Genomic DNA, 24,731 nt, shown 5'->3' with positions numbered 1-24,731 from the left:
TCTTGGCCACCGCGGAAGTATCCACGGCCTCGGTCGTCATGGTCATCAGGTGCGTCTCCTTGATCAGGAGTTACACCGTTCTTTTTACAGTCCCGATCCAGCTGGCTCCCACCGCTGTCTCACGGCCTTCGAAACAGCGGTGGGAACCAGCCAGGAAGATCCGGCTGGTTCGCACCGCTGTCTCAGCCGCGCTGAGACAGCGGTGTGGGCCAGCCGGGCAAGATCGGTTTGCACCGGGAGCCGGGGGTTTCGGCACGGATGCCTGCGGTGTGGAGGGGCGCGGGCTGGGGTGTGGCGGCTTTCGCGTCGCTGGTGGCATGTCGCGGTTTCCGTCGCGGGTTGATGTTCGCGGTCGTCGAGGTCGGCTTGCCAGGCGGGGGAGGTGTGACTCGATGTTGGTGACGCCGGTCTCGGTGGACGGTGGTTACGGTCTTCGGGACCGGCGCGTCCGTTGGAGGGCACGGTGGTGGCAGCACACATTGGCCGATCGTGTGCGCTGGTCATCGCTATGGCGGGGGTGGAAGCCCACAATCCGCATAACGTGATCGCCCATCACCGCCATGACGGGGGCCGGAGCACACAAAGAGCGATCGTGTGCTCGGGTCATCGTTTGCCGAAGGGTGGGCGCTGTCGCAGGAGGATCGGCGGCGACGACGGTTGTCGCGTCACGGGGAACCGCTGGCGCGGGGCACCAGCGAGGGCGGGATCGGCGGGGGCGAAGCACCGGCAAGAACGGGGCGCCGGCAAGAAAGGGGGCCAGCAAGGTGGGGGCAGCGGCGGGAACGGGAGCACCGGGCAAGGACCGGAGACCCGCAAGGACCGAAGACCCGCAAGGACCGGGGACTGGCGGGGGCCGGGTGCCGGTGGGGGTGGTGGGGTGCGTTGCGGGGAGTGGCCGGCGTGCGACGCGGGGTCGGTGGGCGGAGGGGTTAGGGGGTGGGGGTGAGGCGGGTGGTTACCCAGTTGTGGAAGGCGCCGATGTGGTGTTCGGAGGGGACCAGGACACCGCCCCGGGCGTAGGCGCGGGAGCTCATCGCGGGCTGGCAGCGCTCGCACGCGTCGAAATCCTGGACGTTCACGCGGTGGAACAGCTCCACCGAGCGGGACACGTCACGGCCGGAGGTGACCACCTCGTGGGAGTACAGCCAGTCGCATTCGACGATGGTGCGGTCGGCGGCCACCGGGTACATGCGGTGCAGGATGATGTGGTCGGGGACCAGGTTGACGAAGACCTGCGGCTTGATGGTGATGGCGTAGTAGCGCCGGTCCTGGTCGTCGGTCACGCCGGGGAGCCTGTCGAAACCCTCCGAGCCGTCGACGGTGAAACCCTGGATGCCGGTGCCGAATTCGGCGCCGTGGCCCACGTAGTACTGGGCGGCGTATCCGTCGGCGAACTCGGGCAGCACCTCCACCAGTTCGGGGTGGATGGTCGCGCAGTGGTAGCACTCCATGAAGTTCTCGACGATCAGCTTCCAGTTGGCCTTCACGTCGTAGGTGATGCGCCGGCCGACCTGGAGGGTGTCGATGTCGTACGCGTCGATCGCCGCCAGGGTCCCGAGCCGTTCGGTGACGGCGCCCATCACGTCGTCCTCGAACGGCGGCGGCTCGTCGGCCAGGCACACCCACACGTACCCGATCCACTCCCGCAGGTGCACGTTCACCAAGCCGTACTCGACGCGGTCGATGTCCGGCATCCTGGTCAGGTTGGGCGCGGCGATGAGTTTGCCGTCGAGGCCGTACGTCCACGCGTGGTACGGGCACTGGAACGCCCGCTTCACCTCGCCGGTCTCCTCGGTGCACAGTTTCGCGCCCCGGTGCCGGCAGATGTTGAGGAACGCGCGCAGCGCACCGTTGCGCCCGCGGACGATGAGGACGCTCTCCCGGCCGATCTCCACCGACTTGAAGCTGCCGGGGTTCGGCAGGTCGGCGGCGCGGACCGCGCAGAACCACATGGTCTCGAAGATCCGCGACTGTTCGAGGGAGAAGATCGCGGGGTCGGTGTAGTAGTGGCCGGGGAGGGTGGGGATGAGGCTGGCGGTCACGGTGACACCTCTATCGGCGGATGCGTTCCATCTTCGGGTCGAACAGCGGCTCGGCCGCCACGGTCGCCGGGAGCCGTTCGCCGAAGTACTCGACGTCGACGGTCGTGCCGGGGACGGAGAGAGCTGCGGGAAGCCATGCGTACGCGACGGTGCGGCCGATGGTGTATCCGTAGGACGCGCTGGTGACGTAGCCGACCGGGGCGCCGCCGGCGTACACCGGTTCCTTACCCATCACGACGGCAGCCGGATCGTCCAGGGTGAGACAGGTGAGACGCCGTTGCTTCGCGACGGTGGAGAGAGCGGCGCGGCCGATGAAGTCGCCCTTGTCCATCCGGACCGCGAACTCCAGGCCCGCCGAGACCGGGTCGTGCTCGGTCGTCATGTCGGTGCCCCACGACCGGTAGCCCTTCTCCAGGCGCAGGCTGTTGAAGGCGCTGCGCCCGGCCGCGATGATCCCGTGCGCAAGCCCGGCCTCCCACAGCGTGTCCCACAGCCGTAGTCCCAGGTCGGCACTGGTGTAGATCTCCCACCCGAGTTCACCGACGTAGGACAGGCGCATCGCGGTGACCGGCACCTCGCCGATGAAGGCCCGCTGCGCCCGGAAGTACCTGACGGCCTCGTGCGAGAAGTCGGTGCGGGTCAGTGGCTGAAGCACGTGCCGGGCGAGCGGTCCCCACAGTCCGATGCAGCAGGTTCCGCCGGTGATGTCGCGGATCTGCACGGTGTCGGGGGCGTGCCGCCGCATCCAGTCCTCGTCGAGCGGCCCGTTGGCACCGACCTGGAAGACCTGCGGTCCGAGACGCGCGACGGTCAGGTCACTGCGGATCCCGCCGTCGAAACCGAGCATCAGGGTGTACGTGACAGAGCCGACCGACTTGTCGAGGTTGTTGGTCGTCAGGTACTGGAGGAAGTCCAGCGCCCCGGGCCCGCTGACCTCCAGGCGCTTGAGTGGCGTCATGTCGTACATCGCCACCCGTTCCCGGGTGATCCTCGCTTCGGTGGCGGCGATCGGTGACCAGTAGCGGGCCGACCAGTCGTCGCGGGCGGGCAGGTCCGGGGCGGGCGGGTTGGCGGTGTACCAGTAGGGCCGTTCCCATCCGGCGCCTTCCAGGAAGACGGCGCCGAGGTCCTGCTGCCGGGCGTGGAACGGGCTGGTCCGCAGCGGGCGCGGGCGTTCCATCGGCTGCAACGGGTGCACTATGTCGTACACCTCGATGAAGTTCTGCCTGGCTCTCTCCTCGACGTAGTCCGGCGCCAGCTGCACCTGCTCGAACCGGTGCAGGTCGGCCTCGTGCAGGTCGATCCCGGGCTGCCCGTCGACCAGCCACTGCGCGAGCGCCCGGGCGACACCGGCGGAGTGGGTGACCCAGACCGCCTCGGCGACCCAGAACCCGGCCAGGTCGCGGTGTTCGCCGATCAGCGGGAACCCGTCGGCGGTGAACGAGAAGATGCCGTTCATCCCCTCCTCGACGGACGTGGCGGCCAGGCCGGGCATCAGGTCGACGCTCGCGGTCCAGGCGGGCGCGAAATCCTCGGCGGTGAAGTCGAGGACGCTCGGCATCGCCGCGCCGAGGTTGCCGAGATCGGCCGGCATGGGCCGGTGCCCGTAGTAGCCGATCCCGATCCGGTCGCCGTGTTCCCGGTAGTAGAGATCCTGGTCCTGGTGGCGGAGGATGGGCCTGCTCGCCTCCAGGACCAGGTCGTTCACGCCGGCCATGGTGGGGACGGGGCCGGTCTTGGCGTACTGATGGGCCAGCGGCAGCAGCGGGATGGTCAGGCCGGCCATCTCGCCGACCCGGGGGCCCCAGAAACCGGCCGCGCAGACGACCACGTCGGCCGGGATGACACCCTGGTCGGTCTCGACGCCGGTGACCCGGCCGCCCTGCTGGGCGACGCCGGTGACGGTGTGCCCGCCGAGGAACCGGGCGCCGCGCCCGATCGCCCGCCGGGCCTGGGCCTCGACGGCGCGGACCGCCTTGGCGAGCCCGTCGGTGGGGACGTGGAAGCCGCCGAGGATCTTCTCGGCGGAGAGGAGCGGGTGCAGGGCGGCGCACTCGGCGGGGTCGAGCAGGGCGCCCTCGACACCCCACGAGGTGGCCAGGCCGTGTTTGCGCCTGAGGTCGTGCAGACGGGCCTCGGTGGTGGCCACCTCGAGGCCGCCGACCTGCCGGAAACACCACTGTCCGTCGAGCGTGAGGCCGCTGAGCTTGGCGACCGTGTACGACGCCAGCTCGGTCATGGTCTTCGACGGGTTGGTCTGGAAGACCAGGCCGGGGGCGTGCGAGCTGGAGCCGCCGGGGGTGAAGAGCGGGCCCTGGTCGACCACGGTGACATCGGTCCAGCCGCGTTCGGTCAGCTCGTCCGCGAGGGCGCTGCCGACGACGCCGGCGCCGATGACGACTACACGAGGGTTCATGGCAGTCCTTGCGTTTCACAGAGCGCAACACCGCTTGGAATACGCAACAGCTTCGACGAACCGCGGGACCGGCGTCAAGGCGCCGATTGTTAAAGGTGCGTCGCCTGCCGCAGCGGGGGCACCCAGCCCATCCGCCCGCTCACCTCGTCGGCCGCGGCGATCACCCGCTTCGCGATCGCCGGGAAGGCGTCCCGGTCCAGGCGGTACGCCGGGCCGGAGACACTGATGGCCGCGATCACCGCACCGTCGGCACCCCGGATCGGCGCGGCCACCGCGTTGAGGCCCACCTCGTACTCCTCGGACGTGCAGGCCCAGCCCTCGGCGCGGGCCCGGTCGAGCTCGGCGGAGAGCTCGTCCTCCCCGGTGACGGTCGCGTCGGTGAACCGCTGCGGAGGCTCGGCGAACACCGCGGCCCGCACCTCCGACGGCGCGTGCGCGAGCAGGATCTTGCCGCTGGAGGTGGCGTGCAGCGGGGTCTGCCGGCCGACCCAGTTGTGGCTGGCGACCGAGGCGGCACCACGGCTCTGGGTGATGTTGACGGCGCGGTTGCTGTCGAGGATCGCGATGTTGACGGTCTCGCCCAGGTCGGCGGCGAGCCGGTCGCAGGCCTCGTGGCCCTGGCGGCTGAGGTCGAGCTGGGCGGTGACCGCGCCGGCGAGGCGGACCACGCCGAGACCGAGACGGTAGCTGCCGCGGTCCTGGGCCTGCTCCACGAAACCCCGCGCCTCCAGCGCCGCGAGCAGGCGGAACGCGGTGGATTTGTGCACGCCGAGCTCTTTGCCGATCTCGGTGACACCGGCCGCACGGCGCCGTGCCAAGATTTCGAGGATGTTCAATGCCCGGTCGACGGACTGGACGAGCGCCGGACCCGACTCGCGTTCGTTGCTCATAGCGCAACAATAAGTTACCAAGAGTCGCGTTCGGTGCTCATGGCGTATGAGACTCGTCTGCGATTTCCGGGAAGTTGCAAGACGTGACGGCTCGGTGTCGCACTCTTGACTATCGATCAAGGGGCCGGGCAGTCTGTTGCGGATCTCACGAGCTGTTTCGTTTTGCACAACGACGGGCGGTCGTCTGCGTGGATAAAGTGGCGATTGTCGGGGCGTCCCTGGCCGGTCTCGCAGCCGTCCGCGCCCTGCGTCGGCAGTCCTTCGCGGGCGAGATCGTCGTCGTCGGCGCGGAGCCCCACCTGCCCTATGATCGCCCGCCGCTCTCCAAGGACTTCCTGACCGGCGCGGTCACGGTCACCGACCTGGCGCTCACCCACGACGGCGAGGACCTCGGCGCCGACTGGCGGCTGGGCGTCACCGCGACCGGGTTCGACCCGCGGACCCGCGCCGTGCACCTCGACACCGGTGAGGTGATCCGGGCCGACGGCGTCGTCATCGCCACCGGCGCCCGGGCCCGCCCGATCGAGCACCTCGGCGTCCACACGCTGCGCACCCTGGACGACGCGCTCGCCCTGCGCGAAGCGCTGAAGCAGACCGGCCGGCTCGTCGTGATCGGCGCCGGTTTCATCGGCGCCGAGGTCGCGTCCAGCGCCCGTAAACTCGGCTGGGACGTCACCGTCGTCGAGTCCCTGCCCACTCCCCTGGCCGGCCAGCTCGGCACCGAGATGGGCGAGATCGTCTCCCGGCTGCACGGCGATCACGGCGTCCGGCTGCTGACCGGCCTGCCGGTGACCGGGCTGACCGGAACCGATCGGATCGAGGCGGTCGAACTGGCCGACGGCACCCGCCTTCCGGCCGACCTGGTGGTGGCCGGTATCGGCGCGATCCCCAACGTGGAGTGGCTGGAATCGGCGGGCGGGCTGGCCGCCGCAACGAGCGTCCCGGGAGTGGTGGCCACCGGCGACTGCACCGGCTCGCAGCACTGGACCTTCGCGCTGGAGCATCCCGCGACCGCGGTGGCGGAGCTGCTGGGCACCGATCCGCCCGTCACGAAACCGCCCTACTTCTGGTCCGACCAGTACGGCGTGATGATCCAGTTCGCCGGCCACCACGCGCCCGGCGACACGGTCCGGATCGTCGAGGGCGACCCGGAGCGGCGCAGTTTCCTGGCCGTTTACGAGCGCGACGGGCAGCCGTCCGCCGTCCTCGGCCTCAACCAGCCGAAACTGTTCACCCGGTGGCGCCGTCAGCTGCGCTCCGCGCCCCAGGAGGCCTGATGCTGCAACCCGTCTGCCCGCTCAGCGAGATACCACCGGGTGAGGCGTACCGGTGGGCGACCGAACCGGCGGTGGCGATCTTCCACACCGAGGACGGCGAGGTCTTCGCGATCGACGACACCTGCACCCACCAGGACGCGTCGCTCGCCGACGGCTGGCTGGAGGGCTGCGAGGTGGAGTGCCCGCTGCACGCCTCCCGCTTCGACCTGCGCACCGGTGCGGTCGACGCGCCCCCGGCGAAGAAACCGGTACGCACCCACCGGGTCGAGGTGACCGACGGCGTCGTCCACGTCGAACTCTCGAAGGAACCACCCAATCTGCCACCCGGAGCCAAGCCATGACCAAGTACGACTTCGTGATCGTCGGCGGCGGCTCGGCCGGCTCGGCGCTGGCCGCCCGGCTCTCCGCCGACCCGCTCAACAAGGTCCTGGTGCTGGAGGCGGGCCGTCCCGACTACCCGTGGGACGTGTTCATCCACATGCCGGCGGCGCTGACGTTCCCGATCGGCAGCCGCTTCTACGACTGGAAGTACGAGTCGGAGCCCGAGCCGCACATGCTCGGCCGGCGCATCTACCACGCCCGCGGCAAGGTCCTCGGCGGCTCCAGCAGCATCAACGGAATGATCTTTCAGCGCGGCAACCCGCTCGACTACGAGCGCTGGGCGGCCGACCCGGGCATGGCGGACTGGGACTACGCGCACTGCCTGCCGTACTTCAACCGGATGGAGAACTGCCTGGCCGCCGACCCGGACGATCCGTACCGGGGGCATGACGGGCCGCTGGTCCTGGAACGCGGGCCGGGCACCAATCCGCTCTTCCGGGCGATGCTGGCGGCGAGCGAGCAGGCCGGTTATCCGCCGACCGCCGACGTCAACGGGGAACGCCAGGAGGGCTTCGCCCTCTTCGACCGCAACATCCAGCGGGGCCGGCGTCTCTCCGCGGCAGGCGCCTACCTGCACCCGGCGATGAGCAGACCCAATCTGACGGTACGGACCAGAGCACTCGTCTCGCGGGTGCTCTTCGACGGGACCCGGGCGGTCGGCGTCGAGTACACGACCCGGCGGGGCGGCGCACCGCACCGCGTGTACGCGGGCGAGGTGATCCTCTGCGGTGGGGCGATCAACACCCCGCAGATCCTCCAGTTGTCCGGCATCGGTGACGCCGCCGAACTGTCCGCCCTCGGCATCACGCCGGTCCACCACCTGCCCGGGGTCGGCGAGAACCTTCAGGACCACCTGGAGGTGTACATCCAGTACGCGTCCACGCAGCCGGTGTCGATGCAGCCGTACCTGAAATGGCGGCACCGGCCGTGGATCGGCGCGCAGTGGCTGTTCCTGCGCAGCGGCCCGGCCGCCACCAACCACTTCGAGGCGGGCGGGTTCGTCCGCAGCAACGACCAGGTCGCGTACCCGAATCTGATGTTCCACTTCCTGCCGATCGCGGTCCGCTACGACGGCTCGTCCCCGGCCGGCGGGCACGGCTACCAGGTGCACGTCGGGCCGATGTACTCCGACGCCCGCGGCAGCGTGAAGATCCGGAGCCGGGATCCGCGGGAGCACCCGGCGCTGCGCTTCAACTACCTCTCCACCGATCAGGACCGCCGGGAGTGGGTGGAGGCGGTCCGGGTCGCCCGCACCATCCTCAATCAGCCCGCACTGGATCCGTTCAACGGGGGCGAGACGTCACCGGCCAGTGCGGTCGAGACCGACGAGGAGATCCTCGACTGGGTGCGGCGTGAGGGTGAGACCGCGCTGCATCCGTCGTGCACGGCCCGGATGGGTGCCGACGACATGTCGGTGGTCGATCCGGCGAGCATGCGGGTGCACGGCGTCCAGCGGCTCCGTGTCGTCGACGCCTCGGTGATGCCGTACGTCACGAACGGCAACATCTACGCCCCGGTGATGATGATCGCCGAGAAGGCCGCCGACCTGATCCTCGGCAACACCCCGCTCGCCCCGGTCGAGGTGCCGTTCTTCCGGCAGGGCATCGACCGGTGACCGGGAAACGGGAGATCCGCTGCCCGGCCGACGGCAGCCTCGTCACCACGGTGACCGACGGGTCCCGCGAGGACACGATCGCCGCCATCGCCACCGCCCGCCGGGCGTTCGACGCCGGCCCGTGGCCGCACACCCCGGCGGTCGAGCGGGGCGCGCTGCTGTTCCGGGTCGCCGACCTGATCGACCGGGACGCGGCGCAACTGGCCCGCGCCGAGGCCCTGGACACCGGAAAGCGGCTGGTCGAGGCCGAGTACGACATGCAGGACGTGGCGAAGGCGTTCCGCTACTACGCGGGAATCGCCGCGACCGACGCGGGCCGGGTCATCGAGACCGGCCGGGCCGACGCGATCAGCCGGATCACGCACGAGCCGGTCGGCGTGTGCGGCCTGATCACCCCGTGGAACTATCCGCTGCTCCAGACGTCGTGGAAGGTCGCCCCGGCCCTGGCCGCGGGCAACACGTTCGTTCTCAAGCCGAGCGAGCTGACGCCGTCGACGGCGATCATCCTGCTCCGGCTGCTGGCCGAGGCCGGGCTGCCGGACGGGGTCGCGAACCTGGTGCTCGGCGCCGGGCCGGAAGCCGGGGCGCCGCTGGCCGAGCACCCGGACGTCGATCTGGTCTCGTTCACCGGCAGCCTGCGGACCGGCCGGGCGCTGATGGCCGCGGCCGCCGCCACCGTGAAACGGGTGGCCCTGGAACTGGGCGGCAAGAACCCCAACGTGGTCTTCGCCGACGCCGACTTCGACACCGCCGTCGACTTCGCGCTGACCGCGGTGTTCCTGCACTCCGGCCAGGTCTGCTCGGCCGGCGCGCGGCTCGTCGTCGAGGAGTCCATCCACGACGACTTCGTGGACGCGGTCGTCGAGCGCGCGCGGCGGATCCGGCTGGGCGGCCCGTTCGACCCGGACGCCGAGACGGGGCCGCTGATCTCGGCGGCGCACCTGGCCAAGGTCGAGGAGTACGTGGCCGCGGGCCTGGCCGAGGGCGCGGTGCTGCGCTGCGGCGGGCGGCGGCCGGACGACCCGGCGCTGGCCGGCGGCTTCTACTACCTGCCGACCGTCCTGGACGGGTGCCGCTCCGGCATGACCGTCGTGCGTGACGAGTCGTTCGGGCCGGTGCTGACCGTGGAGACGTTCACCGGCGAGGACGAGGCGGTACGGATCGCCAACGACACCGACTACGGGCTCGCCGGGGCGGTGTGGACCAGCGACGCCGGCCGGGCTCAGCGGGTCGCGCAGCGGCTGCGGCACGGCACCGTCTGGATCAACGACTACCACCCGTACGTGCCGCAGGCCGAGTGGGGCGGTTTCAAGCAGTCCGGCATCGGCCGTGAGCTGGGCCCCAGCGGGCTCGACGAATATCGCGAGACCAAGCACGTCTGGCAGAACATCGACCCCCGCCCCCAGCACTGGTTCCGTCCCGAGACATTGGAGTCGTCATGAGCACCGAGACCGTGATCTCGGTCCGGGACCTGTGGAAGGTGTTCGGGCACAAGGCGGACCGGGTGCCGCGTTCGGACGAACTGAAGGCGCTGACCCGGCGTGAGCTGATCGAGAGGACCGGCTGCACGGCCGCGGTCCGCGAGGTGTCGTTCGACGTCGCGCCCGGCGAGGTCTTCGTGGTGATGGGCCTGTCCGGGTCCGGCAAGTCCACCCTGGTCCGCTGCCTCACCCGGCTGGTGGAGCCGACCGCCGGGCAGGTCGTCTTCGAGGGCGAGGACATCCTGGGCGCCGGCAAGCGGCGGCTGCGGGACCTGCGCCGCCACAAGTTCTCCATGGTGTTCCAGAACTTCGGGCTGCTGCCGTACCGGCAGGTGATCGACAACGTGGCGTACGGCCTGGAGATCCGCGGCGCGTCGAAGGCCGAGCGGCTGCGCCGGGCCCGCGAGGTGATCGACCTGGTCGGCCTCGAGGGGTACGAGCACAGCTACCCCGACCAGCTGTCCGGCGGCATGCAGCAGCGCGTCGGCCTGGCCCGGGCGCTGGCCGTGGACCCGGACGTCCTCTACTTCGACGAGCCGTTCTCCGCCCTCGACCCGCTGATCCGCCGCGACATGCAGAACGAGGTCATCCGCCTGCACCGCGAGGTCGGCAAGACGATGGTCTTCATCACCCACGACCTGAACGAGGCGCTGCGGCTCGGCGACCGGATCCTGATCATGCGGGACGGCCGGCAGGTGCAGTGCGGCACCGGCGACGAGCTGGTCGGCGCGCCGGCCGACGACTACGTGCGCGACTTCGTCCGGGACGTGCCGCGGGCCTCGGTGCTGACCCTGCGCTGGGTGATGCGGCAGCCGCGCCCGGACGACGTGCTGGACGGCCCGGAACTGGGTCCCGAGGTGGTCATCCGGGACGCGGTCCGGACCGTGCTGGCCGCCGACCGGCCGGTCAAGGTGGTACGGGACGGGACGCTGCTCGGGGTCGTCACCGCCGAGGAGATCCTCACCGTCGTGACCGACGTGGAAGCCGTCGCCTGATGGCCACCACGACGGTCGGCCTCCAGCGGACGTGGCGGCGGCCGGGCAAGCCGGTCCTGGTGGCCGCCGTCCTGCTGGCCTGGGTGCTGATCTGGGTGCCGGCACGTGGGGTGCACACGCTCGGGCTCTCCCCCGCCGACCTGACCCCGCTGCACCACTGGCTCAACGACGTCAACGACACGGTCGGCGCGAACCGCGACAGCAGCCCGTTCTTCCTGTACTTCTTCAACGAGATCCGGGCCGCCGTCGACAGCCTGGTCACGTTCCTCCAAGACCTGATCGCCCAGCCGTCGTACGGCCGGCCGGTGCCGGTGCTCGGCTGGCTCGGGGTGGTGGCCGTCGTCGCGTACGTCTCCTGGGTCTTCGCCGGGTGGAAGCCGGCCCTGCTCGCCGCCGCCGGTTTCGTCTTCTTCGGGTTGCAGGGTCTGTGGGAGGAGAGCATGGACACGCTCGCCCTCACCCTGGGCGCGGTGGTGATCTCGCTGCTCATCGGCATCCCGCTGGGCATCTGGGCCGGGCTGTCCGACCGCTTCCACAAGCTGGTCACGCCGGTCCTGGACTTCATGCAGACGATGCCGACCTTCGTCTACCTGGCCCCGCTGACCCTGCTGTTCCTGATCGGCCCCGCGTCGGCGACGATCGCCACGCTGATCTACGCGATGCCGCCGGCGATCCGGCTCACCGCGCACGGCATCCGCTCGGTGCCGCGCTCGGCGGTCGAGGCGTCCGAGTCGCTCGGTGCCACCGGCCGGCAGAAACTCACCGGGGTGCTGCTGCCGCTGTCCAAGGGCACCATCGTTCTCGGCGTCAACCAGACCATCATGGCGGCGCTGTCGATGGTCACCATCGCGGCCCTCATCGACGCCCCCGGCCTGGGCAAGACCGTGATCAAGGCGCTGCAGACGCTCGACGTGGGCACCGCGTTCAACGCCGGCCTGGCGATCGTCGTGATGGCCGTCGTGCTGGACCGGGTCACCACGGCGGCCGGGAACCGGGTGCGGCAGACCGGACGGGCCGCCCGGTTCCGCCGGCCCCTGCTCGCCGTGTTCGGTGTCGTCGCGGCGGTCTGCGCCTACCTGTCGCACACCTACTACTGGGCGGCCGAGTTCCCGGACGACGTCACGATCGGCGGCACGCTCGCCAAGAGCGCCGACTCGGTGGCCCTGTGGGCGCAGCAGGACCTGTCCACCGCCACCGAGGCGATCAAGAACGCGATCACGTACGCCCTGCTCAACCCGCTGGAAGCGCTGCTCGTCGAATCGCCGTGGTGGCTGGTCGGCGCGGTCGCCGTGCTGCTCGCCGCGCTGCTCGGCACCGTGCGGTCGGTGATCACCACGGCCGCGTGCGTGGCTCTGCTGATCGGCACCGGGCTGTGGCAGGACAGCATGACGACGCTGGCCATGACGATCGTCGCGACCGCGATGGTGATGCTCCTCGGGGTGGCCGTCGGCGTGTGGATGGGCCGCAACCGGTTCGCCGACCGGATCATCCGCCCGGTCCTGGACGCCGGCCAGACGATGCCGGCGTTCGTCTATCTGGTGCCGTTCCTGGCGCTCTTCTCGGCCACCCGCTTCACCGCGATCGTGGCCGCCGTGGTGTTCGCCGCCCCGGTCGCCATCAAGATCGTCGCGGACGGGGTGCGCGCCATCCCGGCCGCCACCGCCGAGTCCGCGACCGCCGCCGGGTCCAGCGCCTGGCAGATGATCACCAAGGTTCAGCTCCCCATGGCCCGGCCGTCGCTCACCCTCGCGGCGAACCAGGGCCTCATCTATGTCCTGTCCATGGTCGTGGTCGGCGGCCTGGTCGGAGCCGGTGCGCTCGGATACGACGTGGTCGCCGGCTTCTCCCAGGGACAGCTCTACGGCAAGGGCCTCGCGGCCGGCGCCGCCATCGTGCTGCTCGGGATCATGCTCGACCGCATCGCCCGGGCCTCTTCCCCCTCGAAAGGTAGTAACTGAACATGAAGCTATTGCGCCTCACGGCGACCGCCGCCGTCACGGCACTGGCGCTGACCGCCTGCGGCGGCGAGAAGATCGGCGAGACCCCGGTGGCCGGCTCGTCGTCGGGCGCGGCCGCCTGCGGCACCTTCAACCTGGCCGTCAACCCGTGGGTCGGGTACGAGGCGAACGCCGCGGTCATCGCGTACGTCGCGGAGAAGAACCTCGGTTGCACCGTCACCAAGAAGGACCTCAAGGAGGAGATCGCCTGGCAGGGCTTCGGCACCGGCGAGGTGGACGCGATCGTGGAGAACTGGGGCCACGACGATCTCAAGAAGAAGTACATCGACGAGCAGAAGACCGCGGTCGCGGCGGGCGAGACCGGCAACAAGGGCGTCATCGGCTGGTACGTACCGCCGTGGATGGCCGCCCAGTACCCGGACATCACCGACTGGAACAACCTCAACAAGTACGCCGCCCAGTTCAAGACGTCCGAGTCCGGTGACAAGGGCCAGCTCCTGGACGGCGACCCGTCGTTCGTCACCAACGACGAGGCGCTGGTCAAGAACCTGAAGCTGAACTACAAGGTGGTGTACGCCGGCAGTGAGGCCGCGCTGATCACCGCGTTCCGTCAGGCCGAGGCCAAGAAGACGCCGCTGATCGGCTACTTCTACGAGCCGCAGTGGTTCCTGGCCGAGCTGAAGCTGGTCAAGGTCAGCCTGCCGAAGTACGAGACCGGCTGTGACGCGGACGCCGCGAAGGTCGCCTGCGACTACCCCGAGTACGTGCTCGACAAGATCGTCAGCAAGAAGTTCGCCGACGCCAACGGTCCCGCCTACAAGCTGGTCAAGGCGTTCACGTGGACCAACGACGACCAGAACGTGGTGGCCAAGTACATCGCCGAGGACAAGCTGTCCGCCGATGACGCCGCCAAGAAGTGGGTCGAGGCGAACCCGGACAAGGTGAAGGCGTGGCTGGCCCAGTAGGGTCCCGCCCCGCCCCGGGCGGCGACCTGCCGGAGCACCCCGACCGGCTGTGGCGCAACCCGGAGCCCAAGGCCGCCTACGACGTCATCGTCGTAGGCGGCGGCGGGCACGGCCTCGCCACCGCCTACTACCTGGCCAGGAATCACGGCATCACGAACGTGGCGGTGCTGGAACGCGGCTGGCTCGCGGGCGGCAACATGGCCCGGAACACCACGATCATCCGCTCCAACTACCTGTGGGACGAGAGCGCCGGCATCTACGAGCACTCCCTCAAACTGTGGGAGAGCCTGGAAGAGGAACTCGGCTACCCGATCCTGTTCAGCCAGCGGGGCGTGCTCAACCTGGCGCACAGCCCGCAGGACGTGCGCGACAGCGTGCGACGGGTGCACGCCAACCGGCTCAACGGGGTCGACGCCGAATGGCTCGACCCGGCGCGGGTGCGGGAGGTCTGCCCGATCGTCAACATCTCCCCGGACGTGCGCTACCCGGTGCTCGGCGCGACCTACCAGCCGCGCGCGGGCATCGCCAAGCACGACTACGTGGCCTGGGGTTACGCCCGCGCCGCCGACGCCCTCGGAGTGGACCTGATCCAGAACTGCGAGGTGCGGGGCCTGCAGATCACCGGCGGGCGGGTCACCGGCGTGCACACGAACCTGGGCACCATCGGGGCGGGGCGGGTCGCGCTGAGCGCGGCCGGGCACACCTCGGTGGTGGCCGCGACCGCCGGCATCGACCTGCCCCTGCAGAGTCACCCCTTGCAGGCGCTCGTCTCCGAACTGCTCGAACCGGTCCACCCGACGGTCGTCATGTCGAACGCCGTGCACGTCTACGTCAGCCAGGCGCACAAGGGTGAGCTGGTGATGGGCGCCGGCATCGACACGTGGAACGGGTACGGCCAGCGCGGCGCGTTCCACATCATCGAGCGCCAGATGTCGGCGGCCCTGGAGCTGTTCCCGGTGTTCGCGCGGGCGCACGTGCTGCGGACCTGGGGCGGCATCGTCGACGTCACCCCGGACGCCTCCCCCATCGTCGGTCTGTCGCCGGTGGAGAACCTCTACCTGAACTGCGGGTGGGGCACCGGCGGGTTCAAGGCGACACCGGGCGTGGGCTGGTGTTACGCGCACACCGTGGCGCACGGCGAACCCCATCCGCTGAACGCGCCGTTCAGTCTGGAGCGCTTCGTCACCGGCGCTCTCGTCGACGAGCACGGCGCCGCCGCGGTCGCCCACTGAGTTCTCACCTAGGAAACGCCATGATGCTCATCCCCTGCCCCTGGTGCGGGCCCCGCGACGAGTCCGAGTTCCACTACGGCGGGCAGGCCGGTGTGGCGTACCCCGCCGACCCGGCCGCCCTGTCCGACGCCGAGTGGGCGCGGTATCTGTTCTTCCGGGACAACCCGAAGGGCCCGTTCCGGGAACGGTGGAGCCACAGCGCCGGGTGCCGTCGCTGGTTCAGCCTGGTCCGCGACACGGTCACCAACGAGGTGCTGTCATGACGCAGCCGTACCGTCTCGAGCGGGGTGGGCTGGTCGACCGGGACACGCCGCTGAGCTTCCGGTTCGACGGCCGCGAGTATCAGGGGTTCCGGGGCGACACGCTCGCGTCGGCGCTGCTGGCCAACGGGGTGCTCCGGGTGGCCGACAGCCTCCGGCTGGGCCGGCCGCGGGGCGTCTTCTCGGCCGGCATCGAGGAGCCCAACGCGATCGTGCAGATCGAGGAGCCGTTCCCGGAGCCGATGCTGACGGCCACCACGGTCGAGCTGTACGGCGGTCTCGTCGCGCGATCGCTGCGCGGCCACGGGCGGCTCGCCGGCGATCCCGACCCGGCCCGTTACGACTCCACGCACGCGCACTGCGACGTCCTCGTCATCGGCGCCGGCCCGGCCGGGCTGGCGGCGGCCGCCACCGCCGCGTCGTCGGGTGCCCGGGTGATCCTGCTCGACGACCAGCCCCGCCCCGGCGGGAGCCTGCTCGGCACCGGGGAACACCTGGACTGGGTGGACACGGTGGCCGCCGAACTCGCCGCGGCACCGGAGACCCGGGTGCTGACCCGGACCACGGCGTTCGGCTACTACGACGACAACCACGTGATCGCGGTCCAGCGGCGCACCGGCCACCTCGGCGCGCTCGCCCCGGCACACCTGTCGCGCGAGGGGGTCTGGCGGATCCGGGCCCGGCAGGTGGTGCTGGCTACCGGCGCGCACGAGCGGTCGCTGGCGTTCGCCGACAACGACCGGCCGGGGGTCATGCTGGCCGGCGCGGCCCGCACCTATGTCAACCGGTACGGCGTACTCCCCGGCCGCCGTGCCGTGGTGCTCACCACCAATGACAGCGCCTACGCGGCGGCGCGCGACCTGGCCGCCGCCGGGGTGGAGATCGCCACGATCGCCGACCTGCGGCCCGGCGTGCAGAACGGCGAGGCGCTGCCCGGCTGGGCGGTGGCCCGGGTGCACGGCGAGGAGCGGGTGTCGGCGGTGACGCTGCGGTCACCGGACGGGGCCGGGCGTGAGGTGGACGCCGATCTGCTGCTGGTGTCCGGCGGGTGGAACCCGGTGGGTGCGCTCTACAGCCAGGCCGGGGGCCGGCTCGCCTACGACCCGGAACTCGGTGCATTCCGTCCCGATGGGGGCTGCCGTCAGAACCTCTTCGTGGCCGGGGCCGCGGGTGGCTCGTACCACCTCGGGGTCTGTCTCGCCGAAGGCGCCGCCATGGGTGGGCGCGCCGCGGACGCCGCCGGATTCACCGCTCGCGGGATCGTCCTGCCGGAGGCCGCGGACCCGGCCGGGACGCCGCCGGCCGCCGTGTGGACGCTGCCCGGCGGCGACCCGGCGGTGCAGTTCGCCGATCTGCAACGGGACGTGACCGTCGCCGACCTGGCCCGCGCGACCGGCACCGGGATGCGCTCGGTCGAGCACGTGAAGCGTTACACCACCGCCGGCACCGCCCACGACCAGGGGAGGACCGGTGGCACGCTGACCAGCGGTGTGGTGGCGGAACTGCTCGGTGTGGAGGTCGGTGCGCTGGGTACCACGACGTTCCGGCCGCCGTACGCGCCGGTGAGTTTCGCCGCCCTGGCCGGCCGCGACCGGGGGATGCTCTTCGACCCGGTCCGGGTGACCGCCCTGCACGGCCGGCACGAGTCGCACGGCGCGCTGTTCGAGAACGTCGGCCAGTGGAAGCGGCCCTGGTACTACCCCCGCGACGGCGAGGACATGGCCGGGGCCGTGCTGCGCGAGTGCCGGGCGGCCCGCGAGGGCGTGGCGATGATGGACGCCTCCACCCTCGGCAAGATCGACGTGCAGGGTCCGGACGCGGGTGATTTCCTGGACCGCCTGTACACCAACATGATCAGCACGCTGAAGCCCGGCGCGATCCGCTACGGCGTGATGTGCCGGCCGGACGGGATGGTCTTCGACGACGGGACCGTCATCCGGCTGACCGACGAACGGTTCCTGGTCACCACGACCACCGGCAACGCCGCCGCCGTCCTCGACTGGATGGAGGAGTGGCTGCAGACCGAGTGGCCGGAACTGCGGGTGCGCTGCACGTCGGTGACCGAGCACTGGGCGACGGTCGCGCTGGTCGGGCCGCGGTCCCGCGACGTGCTCGCCGCCGTCGCGCCCGGCCTGGACGTCAGCCGGGCCGGTTTCGGGTTCATGACCTGGCGCGACACCGAGGTCGCCGGCCTCTCCGCCCGGGTCTGCCGGATCAGCTTCTCCGGGGAGCTGGCCTACGAGATCAACGTCAGCTGGTGGGACGCGCTCACGCTGTGGGAGGCGCTGCTCGCGGCGGGCGCGGCGCACGGTATCACGCCCTACGGCACCGAGACCATGCACGTGCTCCGCGCCGAGAAGGGCTACCCGATCATCGGCCAGGACACCGACGGCACGGTCACCCCGCACGACCTGGGGCTGGGCTGGGCGGTGTCGAAGAAGAAGGCCGACTTCATCGGCAAGCGGTCCTTCACGCGTACGGACACCGCGCGGCCCGACCGCAAGCAGCTCGTCGGCCTGCTCCCGGACGACGGCGGGCTGCTGCCGGAGGGCGCGCATCTGGTCACCGCCGCGCCGCAGCGGGTGCTCGGGCACGTCACCTCGTCGTATCGCAGCGCGGCTCTGGGTCGTACCTTCGCTCTCGCCCTGCTCCGCGGTGGCCGTGACCTGATCGGACAGACGGTCTGGGCCACCCTCGACGACGGCCTGGTGCCGGTGACCGTCACTGGTTCCGTGCTCTACGACCCGGAAGGAACGCGCCGTGACGGCTGACCGGAACTTGCGGAGGTCCCCTCTGCACGGTGTTCGTGACCGTCTCGCCACCCTGAGCGGCGCGATCACCGTTGCGGAGGTCCCGTTCCTGGCCCAGATCAACCTGCGGATCACCCGTCGTTCCGAACCGCGACCGGGCGGCAGCACGAGCGACGGTGACGTGGACGTGCTCTGGCTCGGACCGGACGAATTCCTCGTCGTCGGGCCGCCGGGTTCGGAGCAGCGGCTGATCTCCGCTTACAGCGGCCCGGAGGCGTCCGTTGTGGACGTCTCCGCGCAACGGACCGCGCTCGATCTGGACGGTCCGGGCGTGCGCGAGCTTCTGGCGTTCGGCTGCTCGATCGATCTGCATCCGCGGGTGTTCGCGGTGGGCGACTGCGCGCAGACCGTTCTCGCGCACACCCCCGTGGTGTTACAGCGCCGCATGTCCGGTTTCCGGGTTCTGGTGCGCTCGTCCTTTGCCGCGCATCTGGCCGCCTGGATTCTGGATGCGAGCCCGGATCTCACCGCGGGTCACTGAGAGCGCTCCCATATCACCGGCAGTAATCGAGGTAATGCGCAAAGAGGTTGCACCATCGTAAATTTCGGTCCGCAGTGTTGACCATCAAGAAGGAAAAGAAGATTCTTGTCCGGCGATCACGGAAGATCGGATATCCGACTCGGTGACCGCCGCCTCGCGCTGCTTTGGGTCCACTTCGTGCAACAAACTTCGTCGATTCATTCTTGTGAATCGACTCGCGTGCCGGCCAGGACGGGGCCACGCCGGCAGCCGACAGAGGAGCTGATCGCTTGTCCGTCCATGTCGAGGGCGCCGAGCTGTCCGAGCCGGCCGGTGGCACCACACCGGCCCCCGGCGCCCACGCAGGTGACAAGCAGGTCCTGAGCCATCGGACCGGTGGCACGATCCGCAGGCGGGTGATCCGTACCCTGGCCCTGCCGGTCGCCACCACTCTGGTGCTGCTCACCATCGTGGCCGTCGGCGAGGTGGCCAACTACCGCGAGGCCTCCGCGACCGCCCGCGCCGTCACCATCAACGTCGCGGTGCAGGAGCTGGTCCAGGACCTGCAGACCGAACGTGGACTGACCGCCGGTTACCTCGGCGGCAACGAGGGTTTCCGCGACGAGATGCTGCCCGCCCGCGACGCGGTCGACCTGAGCCGCAGCCAGCTCGAGCTGCTGGTCTCCGACGGTGGCGACGTCGAGGACCGGGTGGTCGCCGCCGCGCGGCAGCTGGACGGGCTGACCGGTGTCCGCGCCGGCACCGACACCGGCTCCGGCAAGCGCGACGCCACCTTCGCGTTCTACACCGCACGGATCGCCGACCTCGGCAACCTGGACTTCGATCTGGACAGCACCGGCGACGAGGAGCTGCGCCGTGGCGCGGCCGCGCTGGAGTCGCTCAGCGCCGCCAAGGAGGCCATCGCCCAGGAGCGTGCCTTCCTCAACGGTGTCTTCTCGGCCGGTGGTTTCAAGCAGGGCGAGTTCCTCCAGTTCGTCACGCAGCGCTCCACCAAGGACGCGGCCCTCGCCTCCTTCGACCGCTTCGCCAGCGGCATCGAGCGGGCGGCCCGGCAGTACCTGTTCGACACCGGCCCGGCCCGCGAGGCGGCCTACTTCGAGCAGGTCGCGCTGCTCTCCGGCGACGGCCGGTACCTCCAGGTCAACCCGCAGTCCTGGTGGTCCGCGCACACCACGCTGCTCGACGACATGCTCCAGCTGGAACGCCACGTCGGATCGGTGATCTCGGCCCGCGCCACCACGCTGGAGGACGAGGCCTCGGTCCGGATGGGCGTGCTGCTCGGCGCCGTGCTGCTCTGCCTGGCCGGCTCGATCTGGCTCGCCACCGTCGCGTCGCAGTCGGTGGCCCGGCCGCTGACCGTGCTGGCCGGTGAGGCGAACCGGCTGGCCGTCCAGCAGCTGCCGGAGGCCGTCCAGCGGGCGTCGATCGGCGACAGCACCGCGCCACCGCTGCCGGTGCTCGTGCCCCGCGGCGCCAGCATCGAGGTCCGGCTCGTGGCCGACGCGTTCGACCGGATCCAGGCCACCGCGTACGAGCTGGCCACCGAGCAGGCGGTGCTGCGGCGGACCACCGCCGAGTCACTGGCCAACCTGGGCCGCCGCAACCAGAACCTGCTGCGCCGCCAGCTCGGCTTCATCACCAAACTGGAGCGGGAGGAGTCCAACCCGACCGGGCTGGCCAACCTCTTCGAACTCGACCACCTCGCCACCCGCATGCGACGCAACGCCGAGAGCCTGCTGATCCTCGTCGGCGCGTCCAGCCCGCGGCAGCTCTCCGAGCCGCTGAACGTCACCGACGTGATCCGGGCGGCGGTCTCCGAGGTCGAGGAGTACCGCCGCGTCACGCTGCGCCGGGTGGACGACACCCTGGTCACCGGCTCCACGGTCAGCGGCATCGCGCACATGCTGGCCGAGCTGATCGAGAACGGCCTGGCCTTCTCGCCGCCGGACGTGGACGTGGAGATCCACGGCCGCCGGATCGGGGACAACTACCTGATCGCCGTCAGCGACCAGGGCATCGGCATGACGGCCGCCGACATGGCGCGGGCCAACGAGCGCCTGCGTGGCGAGGGTGACTTCATCACCGCGCCGGCCCGGTTCCTCGGCCACTACGTGGTCGGCCGCCTGGCCATGCAGATGGGGATCGACGTCCAGCTCACGCCGTCGCCGGTGACCGGCGTGACGGCCCGGATCACGCTGCCCGGCGACATCCTGGCCACCGCGCAGCCGGTCGGCGCCCCACCCCGGCCCACGGCACGCCCCGCGTCCCGGCCCGCCCGCCAGATCACCGCGACCATCGAGGCGCCCACCGTGGCCATGCCGGCGCCGCTGCCGACCATGGAGGCGTCCCCGATCCGCCCGCTCCAGTCGACGGCGATCGAGTACGTCGTGGTGAACGGCGGCCAGCCGGCCACCCCGGCGCCACCGCCGCCGGCCCCGGTGGAGGCACCGGCGCCTCTGGAGACCGTCACGCTCTCCGACGACAGCGCGCCCCGGACCGCGAACGGGCTGCGCAAGCGCACCCCCCGCGCGCAGCGCAATCAGCCACGGACGGCCGAGGCCGCCGCACCGACCATCGAGAAGCCGAGCCTGATCAACGACTCACCCGAGTCGGTACGTGATCGGCTCAACGCGCTGCGTGGCGGCATCCAGCGCGGGAATGCCGAAACAGCGGGGTTGTCGTGACTGCTATCCCCCTATGGCCCCTTGGCAGCAACCTGGAAAGAAGAATGATGAGCGTAGACACGTCGGCGGATCGGCACCAATTCAATTGGCTGCTCGGCAACTTCGTGCACCAGACGGACGGCGTCCGTGACGCCGTGGCGGTGTCCTCCGACGGCCTGCTGATCGCGAGTTCGGACGGGCTGAACCGGGCCGAGGCGGACCAACTGGCCGCCATCGTCTCCAGCCTGGCCAGCCTCGCCCGCAGCGCCTCCCGGCGGTACGACTTCGACGGCCTCAAACTCATCATGATCGAGATGCACCGGGGCTTCCTGCTGGTGTCGGTCATCCGCGGCGGCAGCGTCCTCGGCGTGGTGTCCGGCAGCGAGTGCGATCTGGGCCTGGTCGGCTACGAGATCTCGCTGCTCGCCGACCGGTTCGGCGACCTGCTCACGCCGGCCCTGATCGCAGAGTCCCGGCAACACCTACCGCGATGACCAGCCCTTCGTGGGGCTCCGGGCCCGAGATGATCCCGTACGCCGGTTCCCACCGGCCGTCGTCCGGGCTGCATTCCACCGACCCTGACGAGGACCCGGTGATCCGCCCGTTCATGCTCACGAACGGGCGTACCCAGCCGCTGCACGACGGGCTGCGGATCGAGACGTTGCTGCACGCGGCTCCGGCCGCACTGTCGGCGCCGTTGCGCTTCGAGTCCCGGCGCATAGTCGAGCTCGCCCAGTCGCCGATGTCGGTCGCGGACCTGTCGGTGGCGCTGCGTGCGCCGCTCGGTGTGGTCCGGGTGATCGTGGCAGACCTGATCACGCAGGGCTATCTGACCGTGCAGGACTCGGTCGGCGAGCTCTCCACCAGTTTGATCGAAAGGATCAGGGACCGTGTCCGGGCGCTCTAGGGAGCCTTCGGCAGCGCACCCCGTCGCTGTCAAGATCGTTATCAGCGGTGGTTTCGGCGTCGGGAAGACCACATTCGTGGGCGCCATCTCCGAGATCGAGCCACTGGTCACCGAGGCCGAGATGACCGAGAGGTCGATCGGTATCGACGACACCTCCGCGGTGTCCGGCAAGACCACCACGACCGTCGCCCTCGACTTCGGCCGGATCACCCTCGACGACGCACTGCTGCTCTACCTGTTCGGCACCCCCGGGCAGGACCGGTTCGCGTTCCTCTGGGACGACCTGGTCGACGGGGCCCTCGGCGCCATCGTCCTGGTCGACACCCGGCGGATCGAGGACTCGTTCCCGGCGATCGACTACTTCGAGGAGCACGAGATCCCGTTCATCATCGGCGTCAACCGGTTCAGCGGCGGGCAGCGCTTCCACCTGGAGGAGGTCCGCGACGCCCTCGGTGTCGGTCCCGGCCTGCCGCTGGTGGAGTGCGACGCCCGGGACCGCGAGTCGGTGAAGAGCGTCCTCGTGGCGCTCACCGAGGAGGTCCTCCTCAAGCGGACCACCCGCGAACGGGCGTCGGCATGGTGAGCCGGTTCCTGCCCCGGTTGCTCGCCGCGATCGGCGTCGCGGCGCTGGCCGGCTGCGCGGGCAGCAACGCGACGATCAGCCCACCGCCCGGCGTACCGGAGACCACCCGCTGCGGGACCGTCAACATCGCGGTCAACCCCTGGTCCGGGTACGCCGCGAACGTCGCCGTGATCAGCTATCTGCTGGAGTCGGAGCTGGGCTGTAAGGTGGCCACCGCCGAGCTGAGCGAGACCGCCTCGTGGGCCGGCCTCGACGACGGCAGCATCGACGTGATCCTGGAGAACTGGGGCCACGACGACCTGAAGAAGAAGTACATCGACCGGCAGAAGGTCGCGGTCGAGCTCGGTCTCACCGGCAACAAGGGTGTCATCGGCTGGTACGTACCGCCGTGGATGGCCAAGACCTATCCCGACATCACCGACTGGAAGAACCTCAACGAGTACGCCGACCTGTTCAAGACGCCCCGGTCCGGGGAGAAGGGCCAGTTCCTCGCCGGCGACCCGTCGTTCGTCACCAACGACGCCGCGCTGATCAAGAACCTCAAGCTGGACTACACCGTGGTGTACTCGGGCAGCGAGGACAAACTGATCGCGGCGTTCCGGAAGGCGCAGGCGGACAAGACACCGCTGATCGGCTACTTCTACGAGCCGCAGTGGCTGCTGTCGGACGTGAAGCTGGTGCACATCCCGCTGCCGAACTACACGCCCGGCTGTGACTCCGAACCGGAGACGGTGGCCTGCGACTACCAGCCGTACGACCTGGACAAGATCGGGCGCAAGGCGTGGGTCGACTCCGGGAACCCCGCGGCGACCCTGATCAAGAACTGGCAGTGGACCAACGCCGACCAGAACCAGGTGGCCAAGGACATGACCCAGAACGGGATGGACGCCGAGGACGCGGCCAAGAAGTGGGCCGACGGGCACCGTACCGTCTGGGAGAAGTGGCTGCCCTGAGTCATACCGCCCGGCACCGCGGAAGCGGGGCCGGGCGGCCCAGCAGATAACCCTGACCGAGCCGGATGCCCAGCTCCAGCAGCTTCTCCCGCTCGGCGGGGGTCTCGATGCCCTCGGCGACCAGCATGGCGCCGATGTCCGAGGCGAAACCGGCCAGGCAGCGGGCCAGCGCCATCCGGACCGGGTCCATGTCGATGCCACTGGTCAGCGTGATGTCCAGCTTGATGATGTCCGGGCGCAGCTGCAGGATGTGGCTGAGGCTGGCGAAACCGGCGCCGGCGTCGTCGACCGCGATCCGGATGCCCGCCGAGCGCAGCTGCTCGGTGATCGCCACCAGCCCCGGGTAGTCGAAGACCTGGGTGTGCTCGGTCAGCTCGACCGCGATCCGGCGGTGCGCGTGGGCCAGCAGGATCTCCTGCACCCGCGGGTCGAGGATCGCCTCCACCGACAGATTCGTGCTCAGGTACGCCCCGGCCGGCACCTCGTCGAGCGAGGCCAGGGCCCGCCGCATGGCCAGCAGTTCCAGCTCCACCCCGAGACCGGCCTCGTTCGCGGCGGCGAAGGCGATGTCCGGGTTCAGGCAGGTGTCCTTGTGGAAGCGGGCCAGCGCCTCGTAGGCGATGACCGCGCCGTCGGAGAGGCGCAGCACCGGCTGGAACATCGGCTCGATCGCCTCGGTGCGCAGGACCGCCTGCAGGATCTCGATCGTGGCCGGGCTCGTGGCCGTCTGCGAAGTCATGCTCGAATCGTGCGGGTGCTTCCTCAAGCGACGTTCAACCCGGGCTCTGGATTACCCCTGGTCAACGGCTTGTAGCAAGCCTG

At 70.3% G+C, this 24,731-nt stretch carries 20 protein-coding genes; 16 read left to right on the top strand and 4 right to left on the bottom strand.

What is annotated here, in order from left to right; all coding sequences use genetic code 11:
- Positions 1-929: 929 nt before the first annotated feature.
- From BC793_RS32180 to BC793_RS32170, 3 genes are all read right to left on the bottom strand, one after another.
- Positions 930-2,042 carry an aromatic ring-hydroxylating oxygenase subunit alpha gene (locus BC793_RS32180; RefSeq protein WP_109599384.1) on the bottom strand — a complete coding sequence of 371 codons (1,113 nt, stop codon included), beginning with the start codon at positions 2,040-2,042 and terminating at the stop codon, positions 930-932.
- Positions 2,043-2,052: 10 nt separating this feature from the next.
- Positions 2,053-4,458, bottom strand: a complete 2,406-nt coding sequence (locus BC793_RS32175) for a GcvT family protein (protein WP_109599382.1) — start codon at positions 4,456-4,458, stop codon at positions 2,053-2,055.
- Positions 4,459-4,547: 89 nt separating this feature from the next.
- Entirely contained in the window at positions 4,548-5,348 is an 801-nt protein-coding gene (locus BC793_RS32170) for an IclR family transcriptional regulator (protein WP_109599380.1), read from the bottom strand.
- A gap of 197 nt (positions 5,349-5,545) precedes the next feature.
- Between BC793_RS32170 and BC793_RS32165 the strand changes: the two genes are divergently transcribed.
- From BC793_RS32165 to BC793_RS32090, 16 genes are all read left to right on the top strand, one after another.
- The gene (locus BC793_RS32165; protein ID WP_239170416.1) at positions 5,546-6,625 is read left to right on the top strand and encodes an NAD(P)/FAD-dependent oxidoreductase; all 1,080 of its coding nucleotides are present in this window, start codon (positions 5,546-5,548) and stop codon (positions 6,623-6,625) included.
- On the top strand, positions 6,625-6,966 hold the full coding sequence (locus BC793_RS32160) for a bifunctional 3-phenylpropionate/cinnamic acid dioxygenase ferredoxin subunit (protein ID WP_109599376.1): 342 nt from the start codon (positions 6,625-6,627) through the stop codon (positions 6,964-6,966). The genes BC793_RS32165 and BC793_RS32160 overlap by 1 nt, the downstream gene beginning before the upstream one ends.
- Positions 6,963-8,621: a choline dehydrogenase gene (betA, locus tag BC793_RS32155; RefSeq protein ID WP_109599374.1), complete on the top strand. Its 1,659-nt coding sequence runs from the start codon at positions 6,963-6,965 to the stop codon at positions 8,619-8,621. The genes BC793_RS32160 and betA overlap by 4 nt, the downstream gene beginning before the upstream one ends.
- Positions 8,618-10,063 carry an aldehyde dehydrogenase family protein gene (locus BC793_RS32150; RefSeq protein ID WP_109599372.1) on the top strand — a complete coding sequence of 482 codons (1,446 nt, stop codon included), beginning with the start codon at positions 8,618-8,620 and terminating at the stop codon, positions 10,061-10,063. Before betA ends, BC793_RS32150 begins: the two co-directional genes overlap by 4 nt.
- Positions 10,060-11,097: a quaternary amine ABC transporter ATP-binding protein gene (locus BC793_RS32145; protein ID WP_109599370.1), complete on the top strand. Its 1,038-nt coding sequence runs from the start codon at positions 10,060-10,062 to the stop codon at positions 11,095-11,097. Before BC793_RS32150 ends, BC793_RS32145 begins: the two co-directional genes overlap by 4 nt.
- A complete protein-coding gene (locus BC793_RS32140) occupies positions 11,097-13,055 on the top strand; it encodes an ABC transporter permease subunit (RefSeq protein WP_109599368.1) in 1,959 nt (652 codons plus the stop codon). The genes BC793_RS32145 and BC793_RS32140 overlap by 1 nt, the downstream gene beginning before the upstream one ends.
- 2 nt (positions 13,056-13,057) lie before the next feature.
- Positions 13,058-14,020 (top strand): ABC transporter substrate-binding protein, encoded by a 963-nt coding sequence (locus BC793_RS32135; RefSeq protein ID WP_109599367.1) that lies wholly within the window; start codon positions 13,058-13,060, stop codon positions 14,018-14,020.
- Positions 14,005-15,252 carry a sarcosine oxidase subunit beta family protein gene (locus BC793_RS32130; protein ID WP_109599365.1) on the top strand — a complete coding sequence of 416 codons (1,248 nt, stop codon included), beginning with the start codon at positions 14,005-14,007 and terminating at the stop codon, positions 15,250-15,252. Before BC793_RS32135 ends, BC793_RS32130 begins: the two co-directional genes overlap by 16 nt.
- A gap of 20 nt (positions 15,253-15,272) precedes the next feature.
- Positions 15,273-15,515, top strand: a complete 243-nt coding sequence (locus BC793_RS32125) for a sarcosine oxidase subunit delta (RefSeq protein WP_109599363.1) — start codon at positions 15,273-15,275, stop codon at positions 15,513-15,515.
- On the top strand, positions 15,512-18,283 hold the full coding sequence (locus tag BC793_RS51715; protein WP_109599361.1) for a 2Fe-2S iron-sulfur cluster-binding protein: 2,772 nt from the start codon (positions 15,512-15,514) through the stop codon (positions 18,281-18,283). The genes BC793_RS32125 and BC793_RS51715 overlap by 4 nt, the downstream gene beginning before the upstream one ends.
- A gap of 160 nt (positions 18,284-18,443) precedes the next feature.
- Entirely contained in the window at positions 18,444-18,803 is a 360-nt protein-coding gene (locus BC793_RS32115; protein WP_239170415.1) for a sarcosine oxidase subunit gamma, read from the top strand.
- Positions 18,804-19,072: 269 nt separating this feature from the next.
- Complete coding sequence (locus BC793_RS32110; protein ID WP_239170414.1) at positions 19,073-21,487, top strand: sensor histidine kinase; 2,415 nt, start codon at positions 19,073-19,075, stop codon at positions 21,485-21,487.
- A gap of 47 nt (positions 21,488-21,534) precedes the next feature.
- Entirely contained in the window at positions 21,535-21,960 is a 426-nt protein-coding gene (locus tag BC793_RS32105; protein ID WP_109599425.1) for a roadblock/LC7 domain-containing protein, read from the top strand.
- Positions 21,957-22,373 carry a DUF742 domain-containing protein gene (locus tag BC793_RS32100; RefSeq protein WP_109599357.1) on the top strand — a complete coding sequence of 139 codons (417 nt, stop codon included), beginning with the start codon at positions 21,957-21,959 and terminating at the stop codon, positions 22,371-22,373. Before BC793_RS32105 ends, BC793_RS32100 begins: the two co-directional genes overlap by 4 nt.
- Entirely contained in the window at positions 22,357-22,956 is a 600-nt protein-coding gene (locus BC793_RS32095; RefSeq protein WP_109599355.1) for a GTP-binding protein, read from the top strand. Before BC793_RS32100 ends, BC793_RS32095 begins: the two co-directional genes overlap by 17 nt.
- The gene (locus tag BC793_RS32090) at positions 22,950-23,909 is read left to right on the top strand and encodes an ABC transporter substrate-binding protein (protein WP_109599353.1); all 960 of its coding nucleotides are present in this window, start codon (positions 22,950-22,952) and stop codon (positions 23,907-23,909) included. The genes BC793_RS32095 and BC793_RS32090 overlap by 7 nt, the downstream gene beginning before the upstream one ends.
- A gap of 1 nt (position 23,910) precedes the next feature.
- On the opposite strand, the gene BC793_RS32085 is transcribed toward BC793_RS32090, so the two are convergent.
- Positions 23,911-24,648 (bottom strand): EAL domain-containing protein, encoded by a 738-nt coding sequence (locus BC793_RS32085; protein WP_109599351.1) that lies wholly within the window; start codon positions 24,646-24,648, stop codon positions 23,911-23,913.
- Positions 24,649-24,731: the final 83 nt, after the last annotated feature.

It is taken from the genome of Actinoplanes xinjiangensis, from assembly GCF_003148685.1.
Classification (GTDB): Bacteria; Actinomycetota; Actinomycetes; order Mycobacteriales; family Micromonosporaceae; genus Actinoplanes; species Actinoplanes xinjiangensis.
Note: the sequence above shows the minus strand (reverse complement) of the source record. Positions and strands in the feature narration are given on the sequence as shown.